The sequence below is a fragment of the Rhizobium sp. 25PS6 genome, assembly GCF_032464655.1.
GTDB classification, from domain to species: Bacteria; Pseudomonadota; Alphaproteobacteria; order Rhizobiales; family Rhizobiaceae; genus Rhizobium; species Rhizobium laguerreae.
Window position 1 is genome coordinate 146,897 of sequence record NZ_JAWDIV010000009.1, and the last position, 24,003, is coordinate 170,899.

The 24,003-nt window shown below is 60.7% G+C and carries 24 protein-coding genes; 10 read left to right on the plus strand and 14 right to left on the minus strand.

Annotation, left to right across the window (positions count from 1 at the left end; all coding sequences use genetic code 11):
* The first annotated feature begins 12 nt into the window (after positions 1-12).
* The 5 genes from truB to RWK44_RS14960 all read left to right on the plus strand — a co-directional run bounded on the left by truB (position 13) and on the right by RWK44_RS14960 (position 5,895).
* Positions 13-945, plus strand: a complete 933-nt coding sequence (truB, locus tag RWK44_RS14940) for a tRNA pseudouridine(55) synthase TruB (RefSeq protein WP_131665383.1) — start codon at positions 13-15, stop codon at positions 943-945.
* A gap of 96 nt (positions 946-1,041) precedes the next feature.
* Entirely contained in the window at positions 1,042-1,893 is an 852-nt protein-coding gene (locus RWK44_RS14945) for an alpha/beta fold hydrolase (RefSeq protein ID WP_131665384.1), read from the plus strand.
* 153 nt (positions 1,894-2,046) lie between these two features.
* The gene (rpsO, locus tag RWK44_RS14950; RefSeq protein ID WP_003544317.1) at positions 2,047-2,316 is read left to right on the plus strand and encodes a 30S ribosomal protein S15; all 270 of its coding nucleotides are present in this window, start codon (positions 2,047-2,049) and stop codon (positions 2,314-2,316) included.
* Positions 2,317-2,664: 348 nt separating this feature from the next.
* On the plus strand, positions 2,665-4,803 hold the full coding sequence (pnp, locus tag RWK44_RS14955; protein ID WP_026265531.1) for a polyribonucleotide nucleotidyltransferase: 2,139 nt from the start codon (positions 2,665-2,667) through the stop codon (positions 4,801-4,803).
* Positions 4,804-4,878: 75 nt separating this feature from the next.
* Complete coding sequence (locus RWK44_RS14960; protein ID WP_131665385.1) at positions 4,879-5,895, plus strand: class I SAM-dependent methyltransferase; 1,017 nt, start codon at positions 4,879-4,881, stop codon at positions 5,893-5,895.
* Positions 5,896-5,990: 95 nt separating this feature from the next.
* Here RWK44_RS14960 and fabI read toward each other — a convergent pair whose 3' ends face one another.
* Genes fabI through fabA form a run of 3 tightly spaced genes read right to left on the minus strand, consistent with a single transcriptional unit; the run spans position 5,991 to position 8,598 of the window.
* A complete protein-coding gene (gene fabI, locus RWK44_RS14965; RefSeq protein WP_316029012.1) occupies positions 5,991-6,797 on the minus strand; it encodes an enoyl-ACP reductase FabI in 807 nt (268 codons plus the stop codon).
* 7 nt (positions 6,798-6,804) lie between these two features.
* Complete coding sequence (gene fabB / locus RWK44_RS14970; protein ID WP_077977140.1) at positions 6,805-8,037, minus strand: beta-ketoacyl-ACP synthase I; 1,233 nt, start codon at positions 8,035-8,037, stop codon at positions 6,805-6,807.
* Between the two features lie 45 nt (positions 8,038-8,082).
* The gene (gene fabA / locus RWK44_RS14975) at positions 8,083-8,598 is read right to left on the minus strand and encodes a 3-hydroxyacyl-[acyl-carrier-protein] dehydratase FabA (protein WP_017962726.1); all 516 of its coding nucleotides are present in this window, start codon (positions 8,596-8,598) and stop codon (positions 8,083-8,085) included.
* A gap of 301 nt (positions 8,599-8,899) precedes the next feature.
* Here fabA and irrA point away from each other — a divergent pair, with 301 nt between their 5' ends.
* A complete protein-coding gene (gene irrA / locus RWK44_RS14980; RefSeq protein WP_131665388.1) occupies positions 8,900-9,319 on the plus strand; it encodes an iron response transcriptional regulator IrrA in 420 nt (139 codons plus the stop codon).
* A 221-nt stretch (positions 9,320-9,540) separates the two neighbouring features.
* On the opposite strand, the gene RWK44_RS14985 is transcribed toward irrA, so the two are convergent.
* Complete coding sequence (locus RWK44_RS14985) at positions 9,541-10,176, minus strand: trimeric intracellular cation channel family protein (RefSeq protein WP_017962724.1); 636 nt, start codon at positions 10,174-10,176, stop codon at positions 9,541-9,543.
* Positions 10,177-10,460: 284 nt separating this feature from the next.
* Here RWK44_RS14985 and RWK44_RS14990 point away from each other — a divergent pair, with 284 nt between their 5' ends.
* Positions 10,461-10,934, plus strand: coding sequence for a hypothetical protein (locus tag RWK44_RS14990; protein ID WP_003544300.1), 474 nt, complete (start codon positions 10,461-10,463; stop codon positions 10,932-10,934).
* A 93-nt stretch (positions 10,935-11,027) separates the two neighbouring features.
* Here RWK44_RS14990 and RWK44_RS14995 read toward each other — a convergent pair whose 3' ends face one another.
* The 3 genes from RWK44_RS14995 to RWK44_RS15005 all read right to left on the minus strand — a co-directional run bounded on the left by RWK44_RS14995 (position 11,028) and on the right by RWK44_RS15005 (position 13,046).
* Positions 11,028-11,816: a YdcF family protein gene (locus RWK44_RS14995; protein WP_077977137.1), complete on the minus strand. Its 789-nt coding sequence runs from the start codon at positions 11,814-11,816 to the stop codon at positions 11,028-11,030.
* 68 nt (positions 11,817-11,884) lie between these two features.
* Positions 11,885-12,607: a YoaK family protein gene (locus RWK44_RS15000; RefSeq protein WP_025396624.1), complete on the minus strand. Its 723-nt coding sequence runs from the start codon at positions 12,605-12,607 to the stop codon at positions 11,885-11,887.
* Between the two features lie 199 nt (positions 12,608-12,806).
* Positions 12,807-13,046, minus strand: coding sequence for a hypothetical protein (locus RWK44_RS15005; RefSeq protein ID WP_131665391.1), 240 nt, complete (start codon positions 13,044-13,046; stop codon positions 12,807-12,809).
* A gap of 405 nt (positions 13,047-13,451) precedes the next feature.
* On the opposite strand from RWK44_RS15005, the gene RWK44_RS15010 reads away from it, so the two are divergent.
* A complete protein-coding gene (locus RWK44_RS15010; RefSeq protein WP_131665457.1) occupies positions 13,452-13,979 on the plus strand; it encodes a sigma-70 family RNA polymerase sigma factor in 528 nt (175 codons plus the stop codon).
* Between the two features lie 192 nt (positions 13,980-14,171).
* Positions 14,172-14,972, plus strand: coding sequence for an SDR family NAD(P)-dependent oxidoreductase (locus RWK44_RS15015; RefSeq protein WP_316029013.1), 801 nt, complete (start codon positions 14,172-14,174; stop codon positions 14,970-14,972).
* Positions 14,973-15,014: 42 nt separating this feature from the next.
* Here the strand turns inward: RWK44_RS15015 and RWK44_RS15020 are convergent, their stop codons facing one another.
* Positions 15,015-16,115, minus strand: coding sequence for a flavodoxin family protein (locus RWK44_RS15020; protein WP_316029014.1), 1,101 nt, complete (start codon positions 16,113-16,115; stop codon positions 15,015-15,017).
* Between the two features lie 176 nt (positions 16,116-16,291).
* On the opposite strand from RWK44_RS15020, the gene RWK44_RS15025 reads away from it, so the two are divergent.
* Positions 16,292-17,686 carry a cytochrome P450 gene (locus RWK44_RS15025; protein ID WP_316029015.1) on the plus strand — a complete coding sequence of 465 codons (1,395 nt, stop codon included), beginning with the start codon at positions 16,292-16,294 and terminating at the stop codon, positions 17,684-17,686.
* Between the two features lie 43 nt (positions 17,687-17,729).
* Here the strand turns inward: RWK44_RS15025 and RWK44_RS15030 are convergent, their stop codons facing one another.
* Genes RWK44_RS15030 through RWK44_RS15055 form a run of 6 tightly spaced genes read right to left on the minus strand, consistent with a single transcriptional unit; the run spans position 17,730 to position 23,999 of the window.
* Complete coding sequence (locus RWK44_RS15030) at positions 17,730-18,494, minus strand: TIGR04290 family methyltransferase (RefSeq protein ID WP_316029016.1); 765 nt, start codon at positions 18,492-18,494, stop codon at positions 17,730-17,732.
* Positions 18,495-18,526: 32 nt separating this feature from the next.
* On the minus strand, positions 18,527-19,582 hold the full coding sequence (locus RWK44_RS15035) for a UDP-glucuronic acid decarboxylase family protein (RefSeq protein WP_316029054.1): 1,056 nt from the start codon (positions 19,580-19,582) through the stop codon (positions 18,527-18,529).
* A 10-nt stretch (positions 19,583-19,592) separates the two neighbouring features.
* Positions 19,593-20,711 (minus strand): CgeB family protein, encoded by a 1,119-nt coding sequence (locus RWK44_RS15040; protein ID WP_316029017.1) that lies wholly within the window; start codon positions 20,709-20,711, stop codon positions 19,593-19,595.
* Positions 20,708-21,796 (minus strand): CgeB family protein, encoded by a 1,089-nt coding sequence (locus tag RWK44_RS15045; protein ID WP_316029018.1) that lies wholly within the window; start codon positions 21,794-21,796, stop codon positions 20,708-20,710. The genes RWK44_RS15040 and RWK44_RS15045 overlap by 4 nt, the downstream gene beginning before the upstream one ends.
* Positions 21,793-22,923: a CgeB family protein gene (locus RWK44_RS15050; RefSeq protein ID WP_316029019.1), complete on the minus strand. Its 1,131-nt coding sequence runs from the start codon at positions 22,921-22,923 to the stop codon at positions 21,793-21,795. Before RWK44_RS15050 ends, RWK44_RS15045 begins: the two co-directional genes overlap by 4 nt.
* Positions 22,920-23,999, minus strand: coding sequence for a glycosyltransferase family 4 protein (locus RWK44_RS15055; protein ID WP_316029020.1), 1,080 nt, complete (start codon positions 23,997-23,999; stop codon positions 22,920-22,922). The genes RWK44_RS15050 and RWK44_RS15055 overlap by 4 nt, the downstream gene beginning before the upstream one ends.
* Positions 24,000-24,003: the final 4 nt, after the last annotated feature.

The window sequence follows — 24,003 nt, forward strand, 5'->3', positions numbered from 1 at the left end:
CAGAAGAGACGCATGTCCAAACCACGCAAACCCAAAGGCCGGCCGATTTCCGGCTGGCTGATCCTCGACAAGCCGGTGGATTTCGGCTCGACGGAAGCCGTCTCCAAGATCAAGTGGCTCTATAAGGCTGAGAAGGCCGGTCATGCCGGCACGCTCGATCCGCTCGCCTCCGGCATGCTGCCGATCGCGCTCGGCGACGCGACAAAGACCGTTCCCTACGTGATGGATGGCCGCAAGATCTATGAATTCACGGTGAGCTGGGGCGAGGAGCGCGCGACGGACGATCTCGAGGGCGAAGTGACCAAGAGTTCGGACAAACGCCCGAGCGAACAGCAGATCCGCGATATCCTGCCTGGATATATCGGTACCATCAGCCAGGTGCCGCCGCAGTTTTCCGCGATCAAGATCGCAGGTGAACGTGCCTATGATCTGGCGCGCGAAGGCGAAACCGTCGAAATCCCCTCGCGCGAAGTCGATATCTTCCGGCTGACCTTGCTCGCCTGCCCGGACACCGATAGCGCGCATTTCGAAGTGGAATGCGGCAAGGGCACCTATGTCAGGGCGCTGGCGCGTGATTTCGGCCGCGAGCTCGGCTGCTACGGCCATGTGTCCGGGCTGCGGCGCACCTTCGTCGCCCCCTTCGCAGAAGAGGCCATGGTGCCGCTCGCGGATCTCGTGGCATTGGAAGCGATCGAGGATATGGACGAGCGCCTGGCGGCCCTCGACGCGCTGCTGATCAACACCTGCGAAGCGCTATCCTCCCTGCCCCATCTCGTCATCAATGACGACCAGGCGCACCGGTTGAAGATGGGCAACCCGATCCTGGTGCGTGGCCGCGATGCGCCGGTTGCCGAAAGCGAAGCCTATGCGACGGCCCGCGGCAAGCTGATCGCGATCGGCGAGATCGGCCAGGGTGAGTTTCGCCCGAAGCGGGTTTTCGCCTGAGCCTATCTGGCTTTCTGACAACGACAGCGATTGTCAGGCGGTAGCGATGCGATATCTTCCCTGTCGGGCCATGGGGGCCCGACAGAGGGAAAGATCATGCGCCGAACTGCTATCGGAATCCTGACGTTCTTTTCGATGTTTCTCGCCGTTGCCGGCGCCCGATCCGCCGAGCGCTGGGCCGAGCTTCCGGCCTTTCCTTCGATGCCGGCGGCAAAGACGAGCGGCATGGCCGAGGTGAACGACATCAAGATGTATTACGCCGAATATGGCGAAGGCGACCCCATCCTGTTCATTCATGGCGGTCTTGGAAATGCCGAGGTCTGGGGTCACCAGGTCGTCGATTTTGCGAGGGATCATCGGGTCATCGTTGCCGACAGCCGCGGACATGGGCGCTCGACGCGCAGCCAGCAGCCCTTCGGTTACGACCTGATGACGTCTGACTACGTCGCCCTTCTCGACTATCTGAAGATCGACAAGGTGACGCTTGTGGGATGGTCGGACGGCGGCATCATCGGCATCGACATGGCGATGAAAAATCCGGAGAAGCTGACGCGCGTCATTGCCCAGGCCGCCAACGTCACGACCGACGGCGTCAAGGCCGACGTGATGAACAACAAGACCTTCAACGACTACATCAACGTCGCCGGCGACTATTACCGGAAGCTGTCGCCGACGCCGAACGAATACGACGCCTTCGTCAAACAGATTTCTCACATGTGGGAGACCCAGCCGGCCTGGACGGCAGCGGATCTTGGAAAGATCACGGTGCCGGTCACGCTCGCCATCGGCGACCATGATGAGGCCGTAAAGCTCGACCATACGGAGATGATGGCGAAAGACATTCCGGGCGCCAAGCTCGTGATCCTGAAAGATGCCAGCCATTTCGCCATGCTGCAGGATCCCGCGGGTTACGATGCGATGATCCGGGACGCCATGGCGGGCCGCTGAAAACCGCTGCGGGAGCTCCCCTCTTTCCATTGCTGCTTATTTGGTTTATAGGCAGCGCCAGCGTCAGGTTTGCCTGCTCGCATTCACGGCCAAAGCTGGACGACATCCCGGCTTTTGGCGACTTTATCTCCTCCTCTTAGAAAGGATCACCCGATGTCGATCACTGCTGAGCGCAAGTCTGCGCTGATCAAGGAATATGCGACCGTTGAAGGCGATACCGGTTCTCCGGAAGTCCAGGTCGCGATCCTGACCGAACGCATCAACAACCTGACCGAACACTTCAAGGACCACAAGAAGGATAACCATTCCCGCCGTGGCCTGCTGACGATGGTTTCGAGCCGCCGCTCGCTTCTTGATTATCTCAAGAAGAAGGATGAAGGCCGCTATTCCAAGCTGATCACCAGCCTGGGTATCCGCCGCTAAGATTGTCCGGCGGGCGCTTTCCGAGCGCCCGCTGGATGTGTTTCGGGATACGGCTCCCGATGAAATGTTCCAGCCGCGCCCTATCTTTTAGCGGTGGAAAGACCGGCAGACCCGGATGGGCCGGTTCTGCCAAACCAACCGTTGACCTGTCATGGGGCAGGATTGCCGGATGCTTTCGGCCAAGGCTTGTCAATGAGCTTTGGCCCGGTTTCTCTGGAAAGCCTGAGGAAACCGAGGATGAAAAGCCTCCCGTTGTCTTGCCCGTGATACGTCACATTGATTGCGGTCGACTGTGCGCTGCGCCTTGATATCGGCGATGGCGCGTGCTCCCGCATTGAAGGACAAGACATGTTTGATACACACACGGTCGAAATCGAGTGGGCCGGCCGCCCGCTGAAACTCGAAACCGGCAAGATCGCCCGTCAGGCCGACGGCGCGGTTCTCGCCACCTACGGCGAAACCGTCGTTCTCGCCACCGTCGTCTCGGCCAAGGCGCCGAAGGCCGGCCAGGACTTCTTTCCGCTCACCGTCAACTACCAGGAAAAGACCTATGCGGCCGGCAAGATTCCCGGCGGCTATTTCAAGCGCGAAGGCCGTCCGAGCGAAAAGGAAACGCTGGTTTCCCGCCTGATCGACCGCCCGATCCGCCCGCTTTTCCCTGAGGGCTACAAGAACGACACGCAGGTTGTCGTTACCGTTATCCAGCATGACCTCGAAAACGACCCGGACATCTTGTCGATGGTCGCTACCTCGGCAGCGCTGACGCTGTCCGGCGTTCCCTTCATGGGCCCGGTCGGCGGTGCACGCGTCGGCTACATCAACGGCGAATACGTTCTCAACCCGCATCTCGACGAGATGGACGAATCGAGCCTCGACCTCGTCGTCGCCGGCACCTACGACGCCGTGCTGATGGTGGAATCCGAAGCCAAGGAACTTAACGAAGACGTCATGCTCGGCGCCGTCATGTTCGGCCACAGGGGCTTCCAGCCGGTCCTCGATGCGATCATCAAGCTCGCCGAAGTGGCCGCCAAGGAGCCGCGCGACTTCCAGCCGGCAGACTACTCCGCTCTCGAAACCGAAATGCTCGGCCTTGCCGAAGGTGAACTTCGCGAAGCCTACAAGATCACCCAGAAGGCCGACCGCTACGCCGCCGTCGACGCCGTCAAGGCGAAGGTGAAGGCGCACTTCCTCCCCGAGGAAGGCGAAGCCCGGTACACGGCCGAAGAAGTCGGCGCGATCTTCAAGCATCTGCAGGCGAAGATCGTCCGCTGGAATATCCTCGACACCAAGAGCCGCATCGACGGCCGCAACCTCGAAACCGTCCGTCCGATCGTTTCGGAAGTCGGTCTTCTGCCGCGCACCCACGGTTCGGCGCTCTTCACCCGCGGCGAAACCCAGGCGATCGTGGTTGCCACCCTCGGCACCGGCGAAGACGAGCAGTATGTCGACAGCCTGACGGGCATGTACAAGGAGCGCTTCCTGCTCCATTACAACTTCCCTCCCTACTCGGTTGGCGAGACCGGCCGCATGGGCTCCCCGGGCCGCCGCGAAATCGGCCACGGCAAGCTCGCATGGCGCGCGATCCGTCCGATGCTGCCGACGCCTGAGCAGTTCCCCTACACGCTACGCGTCGTCTCCGAGATCACCGAGTCGAATGGCTCGTCCTCGATGGCGACCGTCTGCGGTACCTCGCTCGCTCTGATGGACGCCGGCGTTCCGCTGGCAAAGCCGGTGGCCGGTATCGCCATGGGTCTGATCCTGGAAGGCGATCGCTTCGCTGTCCTTTCCGACATTCTCGGCGACGAAGACCACCTCGGCGATATGGACTTCAAGGTCGCCGGTACCGCCGACGGCATCACCTCGCTGCAGATGGACATCAAGATCACTGGTATCACCGAAGAGATCATGAAGGTCGCCCTTGGCCAGGCCCAAGGCGGTCGCGTCCACATTCTCGGTGAAATGTCCAAGGCGATCACCGAAAGCCGCGGCCAGCTCGGCGAATTCGCTCCGCGCATCGAAGTCATGAACATCCCGGTCGACAAGATCCGTGAAGTCATCGGCTCCGGCGGCAAGGTCATTCGCGAAATCGTCGAAAAGACCGGCGCGAAGATCAACATCGAGGATGACGGCACCGTCAAGATCGCTTCGTCCTCCGGCAAGGAGATCGAAGCGGCCCGCAAGTGGATCCACTCGATCGTCGCCGAGCCTGAGATCGGCCAGGTCTACGAAGGCACGGTCGTCAAGACCGCCGACTTCGGCGCCTTCGTCAACTTCTTCGGCGCCCGTGACGGCCTCGTCCACATCTCGCAGCTCGCTTCCGAGCGTGTTGCCAAGACGCAGGACGTCGTCAAGGAAGGCGACAAGGTCTGGGTCAAGCTGCTCGGCTTCGACGAACGCGGCAAGGTTCGCCTGTCGATGAAGGTCGTCGACCAGGCCACCGGCCAGGAAATCCCGAACGAGAAGAAGAAGGAAGAAGCGGCCGAATAAGCCGCCTTCCAAATTTGCTACCGGGCGCGGGAATGCTTCCGCGCCCTTTTTCGTATGAGAAGACGAGACGAGACCATGAGCAGCGAGACGCTGAAGACCCTGTTCCATCCCTTTGCCAGCGGCACAGTCGCGGCGCCCGGCGAGGGCGAGCGCGTGCTCTTCCTCGGCGCCGAGGCAGGCTTTGCGCTGCCGGAAGGCTTTGCCGCCTCGCTCAGCGCCGTCCAGGGCTTTCGGCCGCTCTATCGGCAGTTGCTGGCCCAGCGGATCGAAGCGAAGCCCGAGATAGACGGCGAGGACTACGATGCGGCTCTGGTGCTCTGCACCAAGCACAAGGGTGAGAACGAGGCCAATCTTGCCGCTGCTATCGCCCGTACGCGGCTCGGCGGCCTGATCGTCGTTGCCGGCGCCAAGGAAGACGGCATCCAGCCGCTGCGCAAGCGGATGGAAGGTTTCAATCTCGCCGTCGACCATATGCCGAAATATCACGGCGTCGCCTTCTGGTTTGGCCGGCCGGCGGATGCAGACGAGATTATTTCCAAGCTGGCAAAGGCGCCGGTGCGCGTCGACGGCCGTTTCAATGCAACCGCCGGCATGTTCTCGCATGACCGCATCGATGCCGGATCAGAGCTGCTCGCCTCGCGCCTGCCTGAGGATTTCACCGGCGACGTTGCGGATTTCGGTGCCGGATGGGGCTATCTCTCCGTCGAGATGGCGCGGAAGTCGCGTGGACTGACGCGCCTCGACCTCTACGAGGCCGATCACGCGGCTCTGGAGGCTGCCAGGGATAATCTGGCTAAGAACTGCCCGAACGCGCCTGTGCGCTTCTTCTGGCACGATCTGGCGGGTGAGCCGGTCAAAGATAAATACGATCTCGTCATCATGAACCCGCCCTTCCATGAGGGGCACGCGGCCGAGCCGGCGCTCGGCCAGGCAATTATCAAGACTGCCGCATCCGCCCTTCGCGGCGGCGGTCGCCTGATGCTCGTCGCCAATCGCGGCCTGCCTTACGAGCCGGTTCTGGCGGCGAATTTCAGGGAAAGCGGCGAAACCTGCCGCAACGCCCGGTTCAAGGTGCTGTGGGCGAAGAAATAAGCCTACGCGGCTTCGACGCTGATCCCATCATCGAACAACAAAAAGGCCGTGCGCATCATCTGCGCACGGCCTTTGAGTTTCAAAACGGGTAGCGTTTACTCGATGTCCGCTTTGCGCAGCGTTTCCAGCGTCGGCATGGACGTGACGTTGAAGCCGGCGTCGACGAAGTGGATTTCGCCGGTGACGCCGGAGGAAAGGTCGGAGAGCAGGTAGAGAGCCGAGCTGCCGACCTGATCGATGGTCACGGTCTTGCGCAGCGGCGAATTGCGCTGGTTCCAGGAGAGGATCGCGCGCGCATCGGAGATGCCGGCGCCGGCAAGCGTGCGGATCGGACCGGCGGAAATGGCATTGACGCGGATGCCGCGCGGGCCGTAATCGGCGGCGAGATAGCGCACCGAAGCCTCGAGCGCTGCCTTGGCAACGCCCATGACGTTGTAATTCGGGATGACGCGCGTCGAGCCATTATAGGTCAGCGTCAGCATCGCACCACCATCTTCCATCAACGGAGCGCAGCGCTTGGCGATCTCGGTGAAGGAGAAACAGGAAATGACCATGGTGCGGCTGAAATTCTCACGCGTCGTATCGGCGTAGAGACCCTTCAACTCGTTCTTGTCGGAAAAACCGATGGCATGGACGATGAAATCGAGCTTGCCCCAGCGCTCGCTTATCGCGTCGACCACGGCATCGACCGAGGCGAGGTCCTCGACGTCGCAGGGCAGGACGAAATCCGAGCTGACCTCGGCGGCAAGCGGCCTGACGCGCTTGCCGAGCGCATCGCCCTGATAGGTGAAGGCGAGTTCCGCACCCTGTGCGGCGAGAGCTTTTGATATTCCCCAGGCGATCGAGTGGTTGTTGGCGACGCCCATGACGAGCCCGCGCTTACCCTGCATGATTCCCGTCATATTATTATTATCCGTTATAGCGCTGGAAGACGAGCGTAGCGTTGGTGCCGCCGAAGCCGAAGGAATTGGAGAGGGCAATGTCGATTTTCGCGTCGTCGATACGCTTGCGCACGATCGGGACACCTTCGAATTCGGGATCGAGCTCGGTGATATGGGCGCTTTCGCCGATGAAGCCTTGCTGCATCATCAGCAGGGAATAGATCGATTCCTGCACGCCGGCAGCGCCAAGCGAATGGCCGGTCAGCGACTTGGTCGACTGGATATGCGGGATCTTCGAGCCGAATACTTCGCGGATGGCGCCGATTTCCTTGCTGTCGCCGACCGGCGTCGAGGTGCCGTGGGTGTTGACGTAGTCGACATCGCCTTTGACGGTGGCGAGCGCCTGGCGCATGCAGCGGATAGCGCCTTCGCCCGACGGGGCGACCATGTCGTATCCATCAGAGGTTGCGCCGTAGCCGACGATTTCGGCATAGATCTTGGCACCGCGGGCCTTGGCGCGTTCCAGCTCCTCGAGCACTAGCACGCCGGCGCCGCCGGCAATGACGAAACCATCGCGGTTGACGTCATAGGCGCGCGAGGCGCTGTCCGGCGTGTCGTTATATTTGGAGGACATGGCGCCCATGGCGTCGAAGAGGTTGGACATCGTCCAGTCGAGATCCTCGTGGCCGCCGGCGAACATCACGTCCTGCTTGCCCCACTGGATCATCTCGGCGGCGTTGCCGATGCAATGCGCCGACGTCGAGCAGGCCGACGAGATCGAATAATTGACGCCGTGGATCTTGAACCAGGTGGCGAGCGTGGCCGATGCAGTCGAGGACATCGCCTTCGGCACGGCAAAGGGGCCGATGCGCTTCGGGCTGTTGTTCTTCACGGTGATCTCGGCAGCTTCGATCAAGGTGCGGGTGGACGGGCCGCCGGAGCCCATGATGATACCGGTGCGCTCGTTGTTGCCGATATCCTTGTCCTCGAGACCGGAATCGGCAATCGCCTGCTTCATGGCGACATGGTTCCAGGCGCCGCCCTGCGACAGGAAACGCATGGCGCGGCGGTCGACCAGTTCGGCAAGTTCCGCCGAACCGAGCTTGGGACTGCCCCAGACCTGGCACTTGAATCCATGTTCGGCGAAATCGCTCGAAAAGGAGATACCCGACTTTGCCTGCCGCAAGGATTCGGTGACTTCGGCCGCGTCGTTTCCGATCGAGGACACGACACCCAGACCTGTGACAACTACCCGTCTCATCTGATCAAACCTTTGTTGTTTTCGTCAGCCGCTCGAAATGCGGTTTCAGGCCGTCTTGTCTTTCGATAGACCGACGCGAAGGTCGGCCGCCTGATATATGGTCTCGCCGTCCGCCTTTAGCCAGCCGTCGGCGGTGCCGAGGACCAGACGGCCGCGCATGACACGCTTGAAGTCGATGCCATATTCGATCAGCTTCGTCTGCGGCCGGACCATGCCCTTGAATTTTACTTCGCCGGTCGAAAGCGCCATGCCGCGGCCTTCTTCGCCGAGCCAACCCAGAAAGAAACCGGTCAGCTGCCACATGCCGTCGAGACCGAGGCAGCCCGGCATGATCGGATTGCCTTCGAAATGGCAGGGAAAATACCAGTCGTCCGGGCGTACGTCGTATTCCGCCCTGAGGTAGCCCTTATCGAAGGTGCCGCCCGTTTCGGAAATGTCCGTGATGCGGTGAACCATCAGCATGGGCGGCAAGGGCAGCTGCGCATTGCCTGGGCCGAACAGCTCGCCATGTGCGCAAGCGATGAGTTCTTCATACGAGAAGCTGGACTGTCTGGTCGTCATAAAGTTTCTTCTTCCCCCCGCGTCAAGCCGATGGATGTGAACGTGTAGTCCAAGTTCGTCAGAAAATGAAGCACAAGCAAGGCAGCTTCATTCATCGCCCCGGACCAGGCTTGCGCCATTATTTGGTGGTCGCATACAGGAAGGCTAGGGCTGGGACCAGACCTAATTGCGTCAAAAGCCCGTTTTTGCCGCGTTTATCAGGCTCCCGTCCCCATTGAACTATTGAAAGGCTCCGATGCAAAAGTTATACCGCTTAAAGAAACATGATTGCTTTATGCCAGAATAACCGGAGTTGGTTTTGATGACGGGTGCACTCCCGATCGCAATAGAGGTAAGGCTGCGCGGTGCAGGCCTGCGCCCCACCCGCCAGCGCGTCGCGCTCGGCGACCTCCTGTTTGCCAAGGGCGACCGGCATTTGACCGTCGAGGAACTGCACGAGGAGGCGGTTGCCGCCAGCGTGCCGGTGTCCTTGGCAACCGTCTACAACACGCTGCACCAGTTCACGGAAGCCGGTCTCATCCGCGTTCTCGCCGTCGAGAGCGCCAAGACCTATTTCGACACCAATGTTTCCGATCATCACCACTTCTTCGTCGAAGGCGAGAACGAGGTGCTCGACATTCCCGTCAGCAACCTGACGATCGCCAATCTGCCGGAACCGCCCGAAGGCATGGAGATCGCCCATGTCGACGTGGTGATCCGCCTGCGGGCGAAGCAGAGCTGACGACGCCTCTAAAGCGCGTCGCGATCTTTCAGATTCGCTCCTTTCGCTTTAGATCTTTGTTTTTACGCATGTCGTTGTCGCAAAACCGCTTCACACTTTTGCGCGACATGCTTTAGCGCGTCGCACCGAATCGGCCTCATGCGACGCCCTTTAGATCTTTATTTTTATGCATGTCGTTGTCCCAAAACCGCTGCGCACTTTTGGGCGACATGCATTAGGCTTCACATGACATCGTCGGGATGCCGGCCGGGCTTGTGCCTGTAGGTCGGGAAGGTCCAGCCAAACCACAGGGCTCCACCGCGCACCGCAAAGGCGGCCACGACGCCGCAGGCAGACGCCAGATAGAGCTGCATTCCAAGCGCATTGGCGAGTGTGAACACGCTGGCGCCGATGAGGGCTGCGGTCACGTAGATTTCCGGCCTCAACAGCACCGAAGGCTCGTTTGCCATCAGATCGCGCAGGATGCCGCCGAAGGTCGCCGTCAGCGTGCCGGTGACGATCGCAATTGTCGGCGAACCGGTGGCGGCGAGGCCCTTGGCAGCGCCGATCACGCAATAGGCGGCAAGGCCGATCGCATCCAGCCAGATCAGCAGCCGATAGCGCGATTCCAGCAGGTGGGCGGTGAAGAAAACGATGACGCCCACGATGCAGCAGACGAGGATATAGGCGGGGTTCAGCACCCAGAAGACCGGCACGCGGCCGAGCACGATATCGCGCACGGTGCCGCCGCCGGTTCCCGTCACCATGGCGAAAAACAAAAAACCGATCAGGTCCAGTTGCTTGCGCGAGGCGGCAAGTGCGCCTGTTGCGGCAAACAGCGCAATACCGGCATAATCGAGATAGACGAGCAGAGACATGCGAGCCCCGGAACCGGCGGAAGTTCAGAGCATGATGCCGAAAAGTGTGAGCGGTTTTCGGACGACATCATGCTCTCACTCTTGAATTGAGAACAGGATTCAGATTTTAGGCCAACTAGGCCTAAAATCATCCTGTTCTCGGGAATCAATCACGGCGGCAAGGGCGGCGCAAGGCGGCGCGGCCATAAAGCTGAAGTCTTTGATTTGATGCATGTCGCTGTCCCAAAACCGCTGCATACTTTTGGGCGACACGCATTAGGAGCCTTTATCCAAAGAGGAAAGCCGTGAAAACGCTGGTGCTCGCCGTTCTGAATATCGTCCTGCTGCTTGCCATGCCGGCTGTCGCCCTCAGTCAGCAATCACTGATCTCCGACCCTGAGATCTACGAGAAGAAACATTTCCAGGAGCAGTGCAAGACGGCCGAGTTTGCCGACGGTTTCATCATCCGGCAGGACATCAACAATGACGGCCTGATCGACGCGGTGGTCAACGAGGGCCAGCTGACCTGCGACGGGCAGAAGGGGCCGCAATGCAATGACGACGGCTGCACCTATAATTTCTACCTGCAGGTTGCCGAAGGCGGTTATTTCATGATCGCGACGGCACAGATCTATGGCTACGATTTCGTCCAGCGCTTCGGCAACATGGTCCTGGCGATGAAGATGCATCCGCGCTTCTGCGACCGCACCGAAGGTGATCCCTGCATCGTGACGGCCCGCGTCCGCGGCACGAAATTCGTCACCATCTCGAAGAAGTAGCTCTCAGTGTATAATCCCGAAAATCTTTCGGGATTATACACTGATTCAAAGTGATAGAGCGTCCTTTGCGCGTCCTATCGGACGCGCGGCGCTCTATTGCGGATAAAGCTCCGACGTGCGGCCGGCGAGATAATAGCCGACCAGGCCGTACCATTCGCGGATCGCCGTCGCCATGTTCTGCGCATTGAGGTTCGGCTGGGTAAAATCCAACCCAAGGCTCACCTGGCCGTCGGTGCGATAATCGGTCGGCCAGGGCACAATATCGATGCCGAGCTTGCGGAAGATGCCAACGGACCGCGGCATGTGAAAACCCGAGGTGATCAGCAGGCAATTGGAAAGGCCCTGGCTTGCCAGGAATTCCTTGGTGTTGACCGCGTTTTCGAAGGTCGTGCGCGATTGCCTCTCCTCGATCAGGCGATCCCTGCCGACGCCGAAGAGCGGGAAGAAACGCTCGGATGCCGCCGCATCGCCTTCATAGATGCCGGAGATGGAGCCGTCGCCGCCCGATACCAGAATGCGCGACTGCGGAAATTTCTGCGCGAGCCGCAGGGCTTCGATGAAGCGGTCGGCTCCACCATTGAATTCTATGCCGTGGCGCGCCGTGTTCACCTCGTTTTCGAAGGCGCCGCCGAGCACGATCATGCATTGCAGGCTATCGGGATCGACGGCGGGCTTTGCAAACCGCTGCTCGAGACCCTGCATCAGCAGGTTGCCGGCCGTGGTGTAGAGCGTGACGAAGAGGATGAGGGCCGAACCAGCTGCGCCGAGGATATTTAAGATACGCCAGCGCAGAAGGCCGGCAAGCAGGGCAAGGAAGACGAGGAAGAATGCCAGCGACAGCGGCTGAGCGAAAATCCAGACAAGCTTCGAAATCAGGAACAAGACCCACTCCTTGAGGATGGACGGCGGTCCTTCCTATCCGATTCGACGGTGACAGGAATGCGACGGTTTTATTTCGCGCGCGTGATGGCCGATCCGCTCGGTGCGATCTTCTGGTTGAAGCGGCGCTGAAGCGGCCGCGGGATGAGCATGGCGGCAAGCGCAAGCACCATGGCGAAGAGGGAGACCAGCCACAGCGCATGGGCGCCTGTCAGCCGTGTCAGGACGGCCCCGGCGATCGCGCCGAGCACCATACCGCCCCAGGGCACGATCTGGATCGTCCATTCGACACGACGATCGCCGATGATCCAGCGGCCGATGCCGCGGCCGAAACGCGACAGGGCGCCGGTCACGTAGGTCAGCCCGATCGGCAGGCCTTCGATGTGTTCGACGGCAGCATTCACCATGCCCATGGAAAAAACGATCATGTAGAACCGTGCGAAGAGCATGTTCTGCACCGTCATCATCGAGGCGAGCGCCAGAACCAGCCCGACGCAGCCAAGCACCACGAAAATGCGGCGTTGCGAGACATGAGAGATGACGATGCCTGCCGCATTGCCGAGCACGAAAACGACGATGGCGGAGATCAGCACCGCGGCGTGATAAAGATTGCCGTCGCTCAAGGCCAGTGCCGCCCGCGTCGTGTTCCCCGTCATGAAGGAGACGAAATCGCCGGTCAGCAGAAGACCGGTCGCATCGGTCATGCCGGCCAGAAACGAAATCGAGCCGACGAGGGCAAGCCCGGTCAGGGTTCGTCGGGTCCGGATGATGCGGCGGCGTCTTGCTCTGGTCATTGGCTGAAGGTCCTGGAGCCGAATCGCTGAGATTGCGGCAACAAGCATACATCGTCCTATTGAGGAAATGGCAAAGGCGATCGGAAGGGGATTGGAGGCGGACTTGAACGGCAAGACATTTTCGATGTTTGAGAGCCCCAGCCTTGTGTTTTGCCAGGCGCGACTTCAGATCACTCGCAAGTCAAGCCTCTTAGGCCGGCTAAGCGCGTATCGACGCATGAAGCTGGCCGCAGACCGTAAGGCTTTCGCGCATTGCCTTCACGCGCATCTCGGCATCTTCGAATGAATAGGCCCAGATTTTGGCAGACCAAGTCGAGAGGCCCATCTTGTATTCGAGGGCGAACAGATAGATTGCCCGCCCGTGTTCGTCCATTCGGACGAACTGAGCGTCGGGCCTTTCGCGGGCGTCGCGAAGTTTGTTGAAACTGATTACGCTCATATTTGAACTCATTTAACACTGAGGCAGGAAGACAATCGTCTATCGCTGGCCTGTCGCCGCCGACAGTTCCAACAGTTGCCAACACCTGTTGTTCCCGGCCTGCCGCCATTTTTCACCGGATTCGAACGCAGCTCTCTGATGCACGGCGGATAATGCGAAGGTTATCAATACTGTGCGACATCGCACAGGAACGATCCGGCCGGATTGCCGTTCTAAAGTCGAATCGCGCCGCGAAAATCCCTTCCGGCAACGCTAGTGCGCGCGGTCCGCCACAGCCTCCCGGCATCGTTGTGTTTCCGTCGCTTGGGGAGAGGTCCGCCGATGAGCGAAACGACATGTTTGTCCGATACCGCACGGCAACGATTAGGATGTTCGGGACTTTCCTTTCAATCCCAGGAGAGAAAAATGACGTCTCTATCTTCACCACGTCCTGCGTCACATTGCGAAGAAACATCCTCGATCGAGCTGGAGATTGTCGAACTGACACCGGCGTTGCGCGCCTTTGCCCGGAGATTCCTGCGCAGTGAGGACGACATCGATGATCTCGTGCAGGAAACGCTGCTGAAAGCGTTCAATTCAATTCATCTTTACCATCCCGGCACTTCTCTCAAATCCTGGCTCTTCACAATCCTTCGAAATACGTTCTGCAGCAACTATCGCCGGCGGCAGCGTGAGCCGGTCGGAATGGACGTGACGATGGAGCAAGTCGCAATTGCCCCGAGCCAGGAATGGGCGCTTCGCGAGCGCGAGCTGCAACAGGCGCTGACCCGCCTCTCCGACGACAGACGCCGTGCGCTAACGCTGGTGGCGGCCGGAACGAGCTATGAAGATGCCGCCAAGATCTGCGGCTGCCGGGTTGGCACCTTGAAAAGCCGCGTCAGCCGCGCCCGCGAGACCCTGCAGTCGCTGCTGGGGAACCAACTCATCGACTAATCGCGCTTCTGTTTCCGTCGCCGCCAATCAGCAATCATCACACAGCCGTCCTTTGTGAGGCTGAACGTCGGGAGCCACATGGCGCATCCGCCGAGGCTCCCGCACCGCACGCCGAGACGCCGCCCGCCGGAACATATCCTCTCTTTTCAGGTTCGGTGGCTTCAGCTTTTTCCGAACTCTAGGAGACAAAACATGGATAGGAATGAACTTGGAAAAGGTCTCGCGGTGATCACCGGCGCCTCGACGGGCATTGGCTATGAACTTGCCAAATGCGCGGCGCAGGAAGGCTATGATCTGATTATCGCCGCCGACGAGACACGCATCCAGCAGGCAGCGGCGAGCCTGAAGGAGTTTGGCACGTCGGTCCAGGCGATCGAAACCGACCTCTCCACCGAAGACGGCGTCGACCGGCTGATGGAAGCCATCGAAGCTTCCGGGCGTTCGGTCGATTTGCTGATGGCCAATGCCGGGCGCGGCCTCGGCAAGGGTTTCCTCGACCAGGATTTTGCGGAAGCGCGAAAAGTCGTCGATACGAACATCGTCGGCACCATCTATCTCGTCCAGCAGGTCGGCAACCTGATGCGCAGCCGCGGCGAGGGTCGCATTCTGCTGACCGGCTCCATCGCCGGCTTCATGCCCGGCTCCTACCAGGCCGTCTACAATGCAACGAAGGCCTTCATCAACAGCTTCTCCTTCGCCCTGCGCGAGGAATTGAAAGAGACTGGCGTGACCGTCAGCTGCCTGATGCCCGGCGCGACCGATACTGAATTTTTCGAGCGCGCCGATCTCATGGATACCTCCGTCGGGCAGGCCAAGAAGGATGATCCGGCTGACGTCGCCAAGATCGGCTTCGATGCCATGATGGACGGTGAAGGGGATATCGTCAGCGGCTGGAAGAATAAACTGCAGGCGGCCGTCGCCAATGTGACGCCGGCAAGCATTCTTGCTCATCAGCATGCCAAAATGGCTGAACCAGGTTCAGGCAAGGAGTAGATTACCCTGACGCGTCGATCCAGACGAGATCGGCAATCCCGTCTACTTCTCACGCGGCTGCTTCAATCGTCTTCCGGCCGCCACCATCTTGCCGTTGCGGCGTAACGTGATGCCCTCCAAAAGCGTTCGGGCGGCATTGCGCACCTCCTCCTGAAAGGCTTTGTCTCTTTCAAAAGCATTGTGGCTAGTGGCGTAGGGCTCCCAATAAACGATGTAACGTTCGACCTCGGCCAATGCTCCGGCCGGGATGAGGTCCATCGACGTCAGCCAGTTGGAGACGCTGCGCCGGACATTCTCGACCCCTTCGGTATCACCGTGAACGACGACCGAAAAAAGGCGGCCGGAAAGATGGCGTGTATAGTCCCATCCCTGCATCTCAAGCTCCTTGGCCTCCTTGGCATGTTTGCCATGCGTGCTTGTCGGGTCCGGATTGCCGCCGTCGGCGCAGACGAGCCGGTCGATCATCAGTTTCAGCGGCGAGGGCGTCTGGTACCAGTTCACCGGGCTGACGATCATGATGCCATGGGCCTCGACCCACATCGGATAGATATCGTTCATCAAATCGTGGATCTGTCCGAGAGAGTAATTCGGATAGCAGGAGCACGGCCAATGACAGAGTGCGGCCGATGTCGAGAAGCACGCCTTGCACGGATGAATCTGTCGGCCGTATTCGGAAGCGATGCGACTGAGGTCGAGGACGGTGACGATCACGCCGGCGGCGGCAAACACCTCCTTGGCGATTTCGACCATCCGAAAACTTTTGGAAAGCTCGCCCGGACAGCTATGTTCGCTTCGCGACGAACCATTGATGAGGAGGACGCGCAATGGCGCGCTCTCATCCTCGAAGCGCGCTTGCGCAGCGCGGATTTCGTCTCTCGCCGCAAGCCAATCGGTGGCGAGATCATAGTCGGGATCGGCAAAGCCCGGTCCAGCCTTCCTGGTTATCGGGCTCTTTCGCGAATTGGCGTAAGCATCCCATGCAGCCGCGGCGACTTTGCCGAGTTCATGTTCCAAAGTCTCGTACGCCCGATCCTTGAACTGGCTCAGGAAACGCTTCTTGAACTCGCTCTCGTCGAGACGAGGGCTCGGGCTGCCCTTTCGCGGTTCGAGGTCAGGTGCGGTTGCGGCAGGTTCGTCAGGCATGGGGCCTCCACGCATCTATGCGCTCGAAACAACGCAAGCGAGCCAGCTTCTGTTCCGCTGCCTCCAAGCGGTATGCGTCTATCGGGGATCGTGGTTCAGGCCGGAACAATCGGCCGTTGTCCTGGTTCGGAAATAAAGCCGATCGGATATTCCATGCAGCAAGGGGCTTTGGGATCATGAACTCTCGCAGCCAGGCCGTCTTTTCCAACGCAAGACCCGCCGGCTTCGCCCGTATAAATCGCGCCAGCTGGATCGACACATTGCGCGTGGTTGCGGCTGTCATGGTTCCGACGGCGGCCAAAGGCGTCATCATTCGCCGCCCGATCATGGAACGCCTGGCACAGCGGCAGGGTCTGGATATCAGCGCCGTCAGGCAGATGCAGCGGCTGGTGAAAAAATATGGCCGGGCACCCCTCCTCTTGTCTATACCGTTCCGGCCGCAGCTGCTTATCCTTGACCCTGCCGACGTCTCCACGGTGCTCCACTGTTCGCCCCAGCCATTTGCCACGGCAACCTGGGAGAAGCGCGCCGCTCTTGCGCATTTCGAACCGAAAAACGTGCTGATCTCAGATGCCTCGCGGCGGGCCGAGCTTCGGCCGATTCATGAACATGCTTTGGCAAGCGCGGACCGGTTGCATCCCTCTTCGGCCCGCTTCAAGACGATCGTCGATTCCGAACTCCCGGAGATTTTGGACGGCATTGGTGCCGACCGGCCGAACGAACTCGATTGGTCTGCGTTCTCGCAAGCCTGGTTCCGGATTGTTCGCCGGACCGTACTCGGCGATCGCGCGCGCAACGACGTCACTTTGACGAAGACCTTGAACGACCTTCGAAGTCGGGCGAATTGGGCTTTTGCAGCTTCCATCGATCGGCGCAAGCTTCGGCAGTTTCAGCAGCAGCTGGGTCAATATCTGCGCCAGCCGGAGGAGGGCAGCCTGATTGGTCGGCTGCCGAAAGGCAGCGATTTCGATTTAGAAAGTCAGGTGGCCCAATGGCTGTTTGCCTTCGACGCTGCTGGAATTGCCGTTTTCCGGACGCTTGCGCTGCTTGCCTGCCATCCGAGCTACTGGGCCAAAGCCGTTGACGAAGTTAAAGATCCCGAACTTGATCGTCCCTTCACGCGCAGTTGCCTGCTCGAGGCTCTGCGCCTCTGGCCGACGACACCCGTCATCCTCAGAGAGCTGACCGAGGAGATCAAAGGCGACAGGACCGTGGCGCGCGGCACGGGCGTCATCATCTTCGCGCCCTTCTTTCACCGTGATCCCGAGCTGGCTTATGCAAACCGGATGGAACCAAGTATCTGGGGGCCCAACGACACCTTGCCGACAGTCGGATTCGTACCTTTCAGCGCTGGTGTTGCCATTTGTCCAGCCCACAATCTCGTACCGGCGATTGCAAGCTTCGCCATCGGTGCGCTGTTGTCGCAGGCAGATATCACGCTGCTTCAGCCGTCTCTGACAGTCGACGACCTGCCCGGCACCCTCAACCACTTCGATATTCGGCTACGGCTGAGCAAGCGGCCGGTTGAAGCCCGTGCACCGCATGCTGCGGCAGGCTTTCCGCCTTATTGAAATCCAATGCTTCCCGCAGCTGTGGCCCGACGAAACGAGCCTTTCAAGGCGCGGCCATCCGGGGCGGCTCCTCAACCGCATAATGGCGTTGGCCTCGTCGGCACAGATAGACCTCGCGTTCCGGATGATCGTCGATTCGAAAGCCGGCGCTGCGCAGCATCGCCTCGACCGCCGCCTGGTTGGGAATGAACCAGTTTGTCGGATCGGACGCATAACGTTCCTCGACAAAGAAAAGCTTCGGATATTCCGGCTGGTCGAAGATGCTCCATTCTGAAAAGTCGTAATCTTCCTTGAGGTCGGGAATGCGCTCGTCGCCGCGCTGGAGGCACTGGAACAGCATCATGTCGCCGACAGCGTGTTCATAGAGAAGATCCAGCGCCAGCAGGGGGTGGCGCAGGTGATAGAGCACGCCCATGAAGATCACCAGATCGAATTTTTCACCCAGTTGGGCGACGTCATAGACCGACATCTGCCGGAATTGGATGTCCGCTCCCGCTTGTTCCGCCGCGAAGCGGGCCTGCGCCAGGTAGCGCGGGTCGGAATCGATGCCGACGACACGGGCGGCGTTGCGGCGTTTCATCTCAAGGGCATAGAAGCCGGCGTTGCAGCCGACGTCGAGCACGCTGAGGCCGCTGAGATCGGCCGGCAGCACATGCTGAAACCCTTTCCACTTGAAGGTGGGATAGTCTCCGAGGAAATGATCGGCCGCTGTCATGTGGCCGCCGATGTTCAAATTCTGAAACCACGGCCCGAGTTCCTGAATCCGCTTTTGCAGGTCCTGATCTCTTGTCGGCTGTGCTGCATCCATCTGGCTCTCCTTCGTCGTTCATCGCTCACATGTCAGACGCCGATCGCAGTGCGTCCGGCTTTTGCACCTTGCCTCCAGTTCGAGCGCCGCGTGACCTTCGCGCCATCGAAGCCTCCGTCAGGACGGGCCGCGGCGATGAACCAATCGGCGGTCAGGCGCAGACCTTCGGCAAGCGGGATCGTCGGCTGCCAGCCGAGAAGGTCTTTTGCCCGCGAAATGTCGGGCCGTCTGCGCTGCGGGTCGTCTTGCGGCAGCGGCCTGTGGACGACGACCGATGTCGACGGCATCATGGCCAGCACCATGTCGACCAGCTGGTTGATCGTGAATTCGCCGGGATTGCCGAGATTGACCGGGACGCCCGGATTGGGATCGACATCCATCAGCGCCAGCAGACCTGCAACGAGATCGCTGACGAAGCAGAAGGAGCGCGTCTGGTCGCCGCTTCCGTAAATCGTCAGCGGCGCGCCTGATATGGCTTGTACCAGCAGATTGGAGATGATCCGCCCGTCGCTCGGCTGCATACGCGGCCCATAGGTGTTGAAGATGCGGGCGACACGTGCGTCCACTTTGCCGGTCCGCAGCATATCGAAGCAAAGTGCTTCCGCCGCCCGCTTGCCCTCGTCGTAGCAGGCGCGCGGGCCTATGCAGCTGACATTGCCGCGGTAGTCCTCCGTCTGCGGATGCTGGACGGGATCGCCGTAGACCTCGCTCGTCGACGCCTGCAGAAACGAGGCGCGGTGCCGTTCGGCCAGCGAAAGCAGATTGCCGGTGCCGGCAACACAGGTCATCATCGTATGCACCGGGTCTGCCTGATACTGTGGGGGCGATGCCGCACAGGCGAGATTGTAGATCTGGTCTAAAGGCTCGTCGATTCTATCCAGATGGCAGATGTCCTTTTCGATCAGACGGAACTTCGGATGGTTGATCAGCGGCCGGATATTGTCCTCAGATCCGGTGATATAGCTGTCGACACAGATTACCCGATCGCCGCGGGCAAGCAGCGCATCGCATAAATGCGAGCCGACGAAACCGGCTCCTCCGGCGACAAGCACAGTCTTCACTCTTCCGTTTCGCGTCCTTTGCAGCATCATGCGTCTCCTAGGCTGAAATGGATTGAGGTTCGGGGGCGCTGTCGTTCACCCCTTCTTCTGGCAGTTCTCGCAAGGCGGCGGCGAGTTCACGAGCCCGCACCTCGCCGGTATGGCGCTCAAGCACCGTCGCCCTGGCGGCCGATGCCAGCGCACGACGCCCGTCGGGAGAGATTTTCGTCAGGGCGTCGATCACATGATCCGATCCTTTGGCGATGATGATTGCCTGACCGTCGGCAAAGAGTTCTTCCAGCCCGGGCCAGTCGTCGCTGATGATCGGCGTGCCGCAGGCAGCGGCCTCGAACAGCCGCACGCTGGGTGACCAGCCCGCGGCAATCATGTCGCTTCGCGTGACGTTGAGCGTAAAACGCTGCCGGCTGTAGAAGCTCGGATGATCGGCAGGAGGCAGGTGCTCGATCCGCTCGACGTTTGCCGGCCAGTCGATATTGTCGGGGTATTGAGGACCGGCAACCACGAAGCTCAGATGCGGCAGCTGCCTGGCAGGCTCGACCAGCAGCCGCTCCAGCGTTGGCTGCCGGTCGGAACTGTAGGTGCCGAGATAGCCGAAATCCCAGCGGAACGGCTCGCCCGTTGCCTGATATCGGCTCGCATCGACGGAGCAGTAGAGAGCGATCGCCTTGCGCGCGCCGTATCGACGTTCGAGCCGCGCCAACACCTCTCCGCCCGAAAACGAGAAGCAGGCGTCGAAGGTCGCAAGCTGTCGGCGCGCCAGATATTCCTCGTCGCCACGGTCGAGTTTCGCCAGTGTGACCGGGGTGTCGATGTCGTAAAAGCACAGCCGTCGTGGCTTAAGGGCGGCGATCCTGTCGATAACGGTGACGCCGGATGGGACATATGACCCTATGATCACGGCTTCCGCCGCCTTGATCCGATCGGCATGGTTTTCGATCATCTCATCGATGTCGCTGTAGTGGACGAGCTGGCAGAAGTCGGGATCCGGAAGATCTCGATGCGCTGCATACCAGGGCACGTCGCGCTCCAGGAACAGCACCCGGTGCCCCTCAGCGTGCAAGCCGCCGATGAGGGCGCGATAGGTCGTTGCGTGACCATTGCCCCAGGACGACGACAAGGAGAGGCCGAGGATGACGATATCGAGCGGACTGGTCATTCGGCAGCCTCCGCTCGCGTGGCCCGGGCGCGGAAGATGGCATTGGCGGTCTCGGCGCGATTGCTATAGGTATGTTCGGCAAGCACGCGTCTCAGCGCCCGCTGTCCGATCGCCCTGGCCTGCTGCCATGTCAGACCGGCCAAAAGATCGGCGACATCCTGGCCGTCGCGCGCCACAAGGATTTCGTCGCCGGGCTTGAGAAACAGGTCGATGCCCTGCCAATAGTCGGTGATCAGGCAGGCGCCTGCGCCGGCCGCTTCGAAAACGCGGGTTGCCGGCGAAAAGCCATTTTCCGCCATGCTTGCACGCGAGATATTGAGCACCGCTTTCGGCGTCGCGTTGAAAGCGTTGTGGTCGCGGGTCGGGACATGCCCGATGTGAACGATGTTCGACGACAACGCTTTGTCACTCCAGCCGGACCCGCCGAGCAGAAACTTTTGCTGCGGCAGGCGTGCAGCCGGTTCGAGGAAAAATTGCTCGACCCGCGCTTCACGATCGGGCAGACGGTTGCCGAGAAAGGCAAGATCTGCGGTGAACCGCGCCTCTTCCTGCACCGGATGATGGGTTTCAGGATCGAGCGCGTTATAGATCGGCACGCAGTCGGCTGCACCGAGGCTGCGATAGGCGTCGACCACGGGATTGCCGCCGCCATAGGTGAGGATGAGGTCTATCCGGCTCAAGGATTTGCGAAGCGGGTGCTCGGGGCTCTGCCGCAGCTCTGAGAGCGTTGCCGGCGCATCCACATCCCAAAAGATTTTCAGAGCCCGTTGTCTGGCGTGGCGAAGAACTTCCTGCAGCAGGAGATCGTCCTCGAAACCGACGCCGCTGGCTTTGACGACGATATCGGCCTCGGCCGCAGCCGCCGTCACCTCCTTCAGCGCCTCGATTGTGCCTTGGTAGACGACGACCTTGCACCATTCCGGCGGATCGATATCGCGGTTTTTCTGCCGGTCGTAGACGTCGGGCTCGTAGAAGGTGATGTCATAGCCCTTCTGCGCCAGAGCGCGCACCAGGCCGCGATAATAAGTGGCGGCACCGTTCCAATAGGCTGAAACCAGGCTTGATCCGTAAAAGGCGATTTTCATTCGGCAGCCTCCTTGGCTGGCAGCTGCCCGACGACGCCCGCCGTGCCGCATTGCTCCAGAATCGAGAAGAGTTCATCGACGCGATGCCGGCAGGTGTGCCGCGCGCGGATCGTCTCGAGGCCGGATGTGACCAGCGCAGCCGCGAGAGCATCGTCCGCCATCACTTCGCGCAGCAGGCGCGTCATCTCTCGGCCATTTTTGGCAACGAGATAATCCCTGCCCGGCCTGAAAAGCGCTTCGGCATCGTGCCAGGGGGCTGAGATCAGCGGGATGCCGCAGGCCAACGCTTCGAAGACACGGATCGTTGGAATGCCGGGCAGGTTTTCGACATAGGGGCGTCGCGGGATATGCACGGTCACTTTGTGGCCGGCGAAAGCGAGCGGCGCCTCTGCATTGGCGATCCAGCCGCCATAGGCGATGCCTGCATCTTCGAGAGCATCGAGCGCCTGTTGAGGGTAGCGCACACCGCGAACGGTCGTCGTCAGCCCGAGCTCATGCGCGGGGTGGACGAGGAATTCCATCAACTCGGTGGAGCGCTCGTCATCGCCCCAATTGCCGATCCAGATGAGATCGCCGGTCTTTTCGATTTCCGGCCTCGGATAAAACAACGCGTCGTCGGCCGCCTCATGCCAGGTAAAGACCGATCTGCCCCAACCGGCCTGCAGATAGCGCTGCCGTAGCGTCTCGCCGAAGGCGAGCACGCCGTCATAATCTTCAAGCGTCAGTCCGGCGATATCGCCTTTTGCCGACACGGCCCGGTGATGTGTGTCGTGGAACAACAGGGTGAAATCGGCGCCGCTGCGCCGGGCTCGGCCGATCCGTTCCACCAGCGCCGGTTCCGTCCATTCGTGGACGACAACGACGTCGGCCTCGGCGATCGCCGCTTCGTGATCGAAATGCGGTCCGTAAATTTGCGAACGGAGCTGCGGGAACAGTTCGTGAAATTTCTCGACCGCCCTCGGCCCTTGATCGCTGAGCAGGTTGCTGCGGCTCCAGGATTCCTCGGGTTCGAGCGCCAGCGCGTCGTGATGCCGGCGGGTCAGCTCGCGCATGATGCCGCGCAGGAAGTGGGCGTTGCCATGGTTCCAGTCGGAAACCAGCGAATGGGTGTAAAACAGGAATTTCATGATTGCTCCGCCGCTACCGGGGTAAATTTGTCGTTCAGCAGCTGCGCATAGGTTTCGAGCACCGCTGCCGCCTGCCGTTCCAAACTGAAGGCTCGCGAGCGCTCCAGCGATCGCACCACGAGTTCGCCGCGCAATTGCTCGTCTTCGCTGAGGCGCATGCACACTGCTGCCAGGGACCGGGGATCATTCGGATCGAAGAACAGCGCGCATCCGTGCCATAACTCGCGATAGGTCGGGATATCGGACAGCACCAGAGCCGCGCCGCATCGCGCCGCCTCCAGGGCGGTCAGGCCGAAAGGCTCGTAAACGGATGGCGATACGACGATTTGCGCGCGCTGCATCAGGGCGATGGTCTTCGGATAGGACAGCGGTCCGCGATCGTCGGCGTCATTGAGCTGCAGTCGCTGTCCGTTGGGACCTGAGCAAGAACCTGCCATGACGACGGGCAGAGGCATCACCGCTGCCGCCCTGTCGAGCACAGCCCCGTTCTTTCCCTCGTCCCACCAGCGACCGGCCGCGAAGACAAAGATCTTCTTTGGACGCTGGTTGGATCCGACGCGGCTGGCGTTGTGGACCACCTTCAGCCGGGATACAGGACCATAGACGGCCTGCAGCGCATTCGCATGGCTCATGCTCGGCGACAGCACCGCATCGGCGCGGTCGAAGCCCTCACGGTTTGCCTCGCGCTGCCAGACCCAGTCCGGCGGCACCGGCGTCCCGCGCACCGCGGCAAACCACGTGACGACGCAGGAATGGGAAACCGCGACAACGGGCAGCGGCGTATCGATGCCGGCGGCCTGCGACGGCAGGTTGAGATGCAGCAGATCGACGCGATAGTCTCTGGCGATCCGAGAGATTTCGGCGGGCGCGGCTGATATTTCGGCGCTGCTCGCCGCCATCCAGTCGAGAGGGGCATCGAGCCACACCAGCTGTCCCAGCGCTTTCGCCTCTGCGGTCTGCGTTGCCGACGGTGCGGGTCCGAGGCCTGCAAAGACGATTTCCATCCCCTGGCACCGAAACCCGGCGGCGAGATCCATCGTATAACGCCAGACGCCGCCAACCGCATCGAGGGTCATCAAT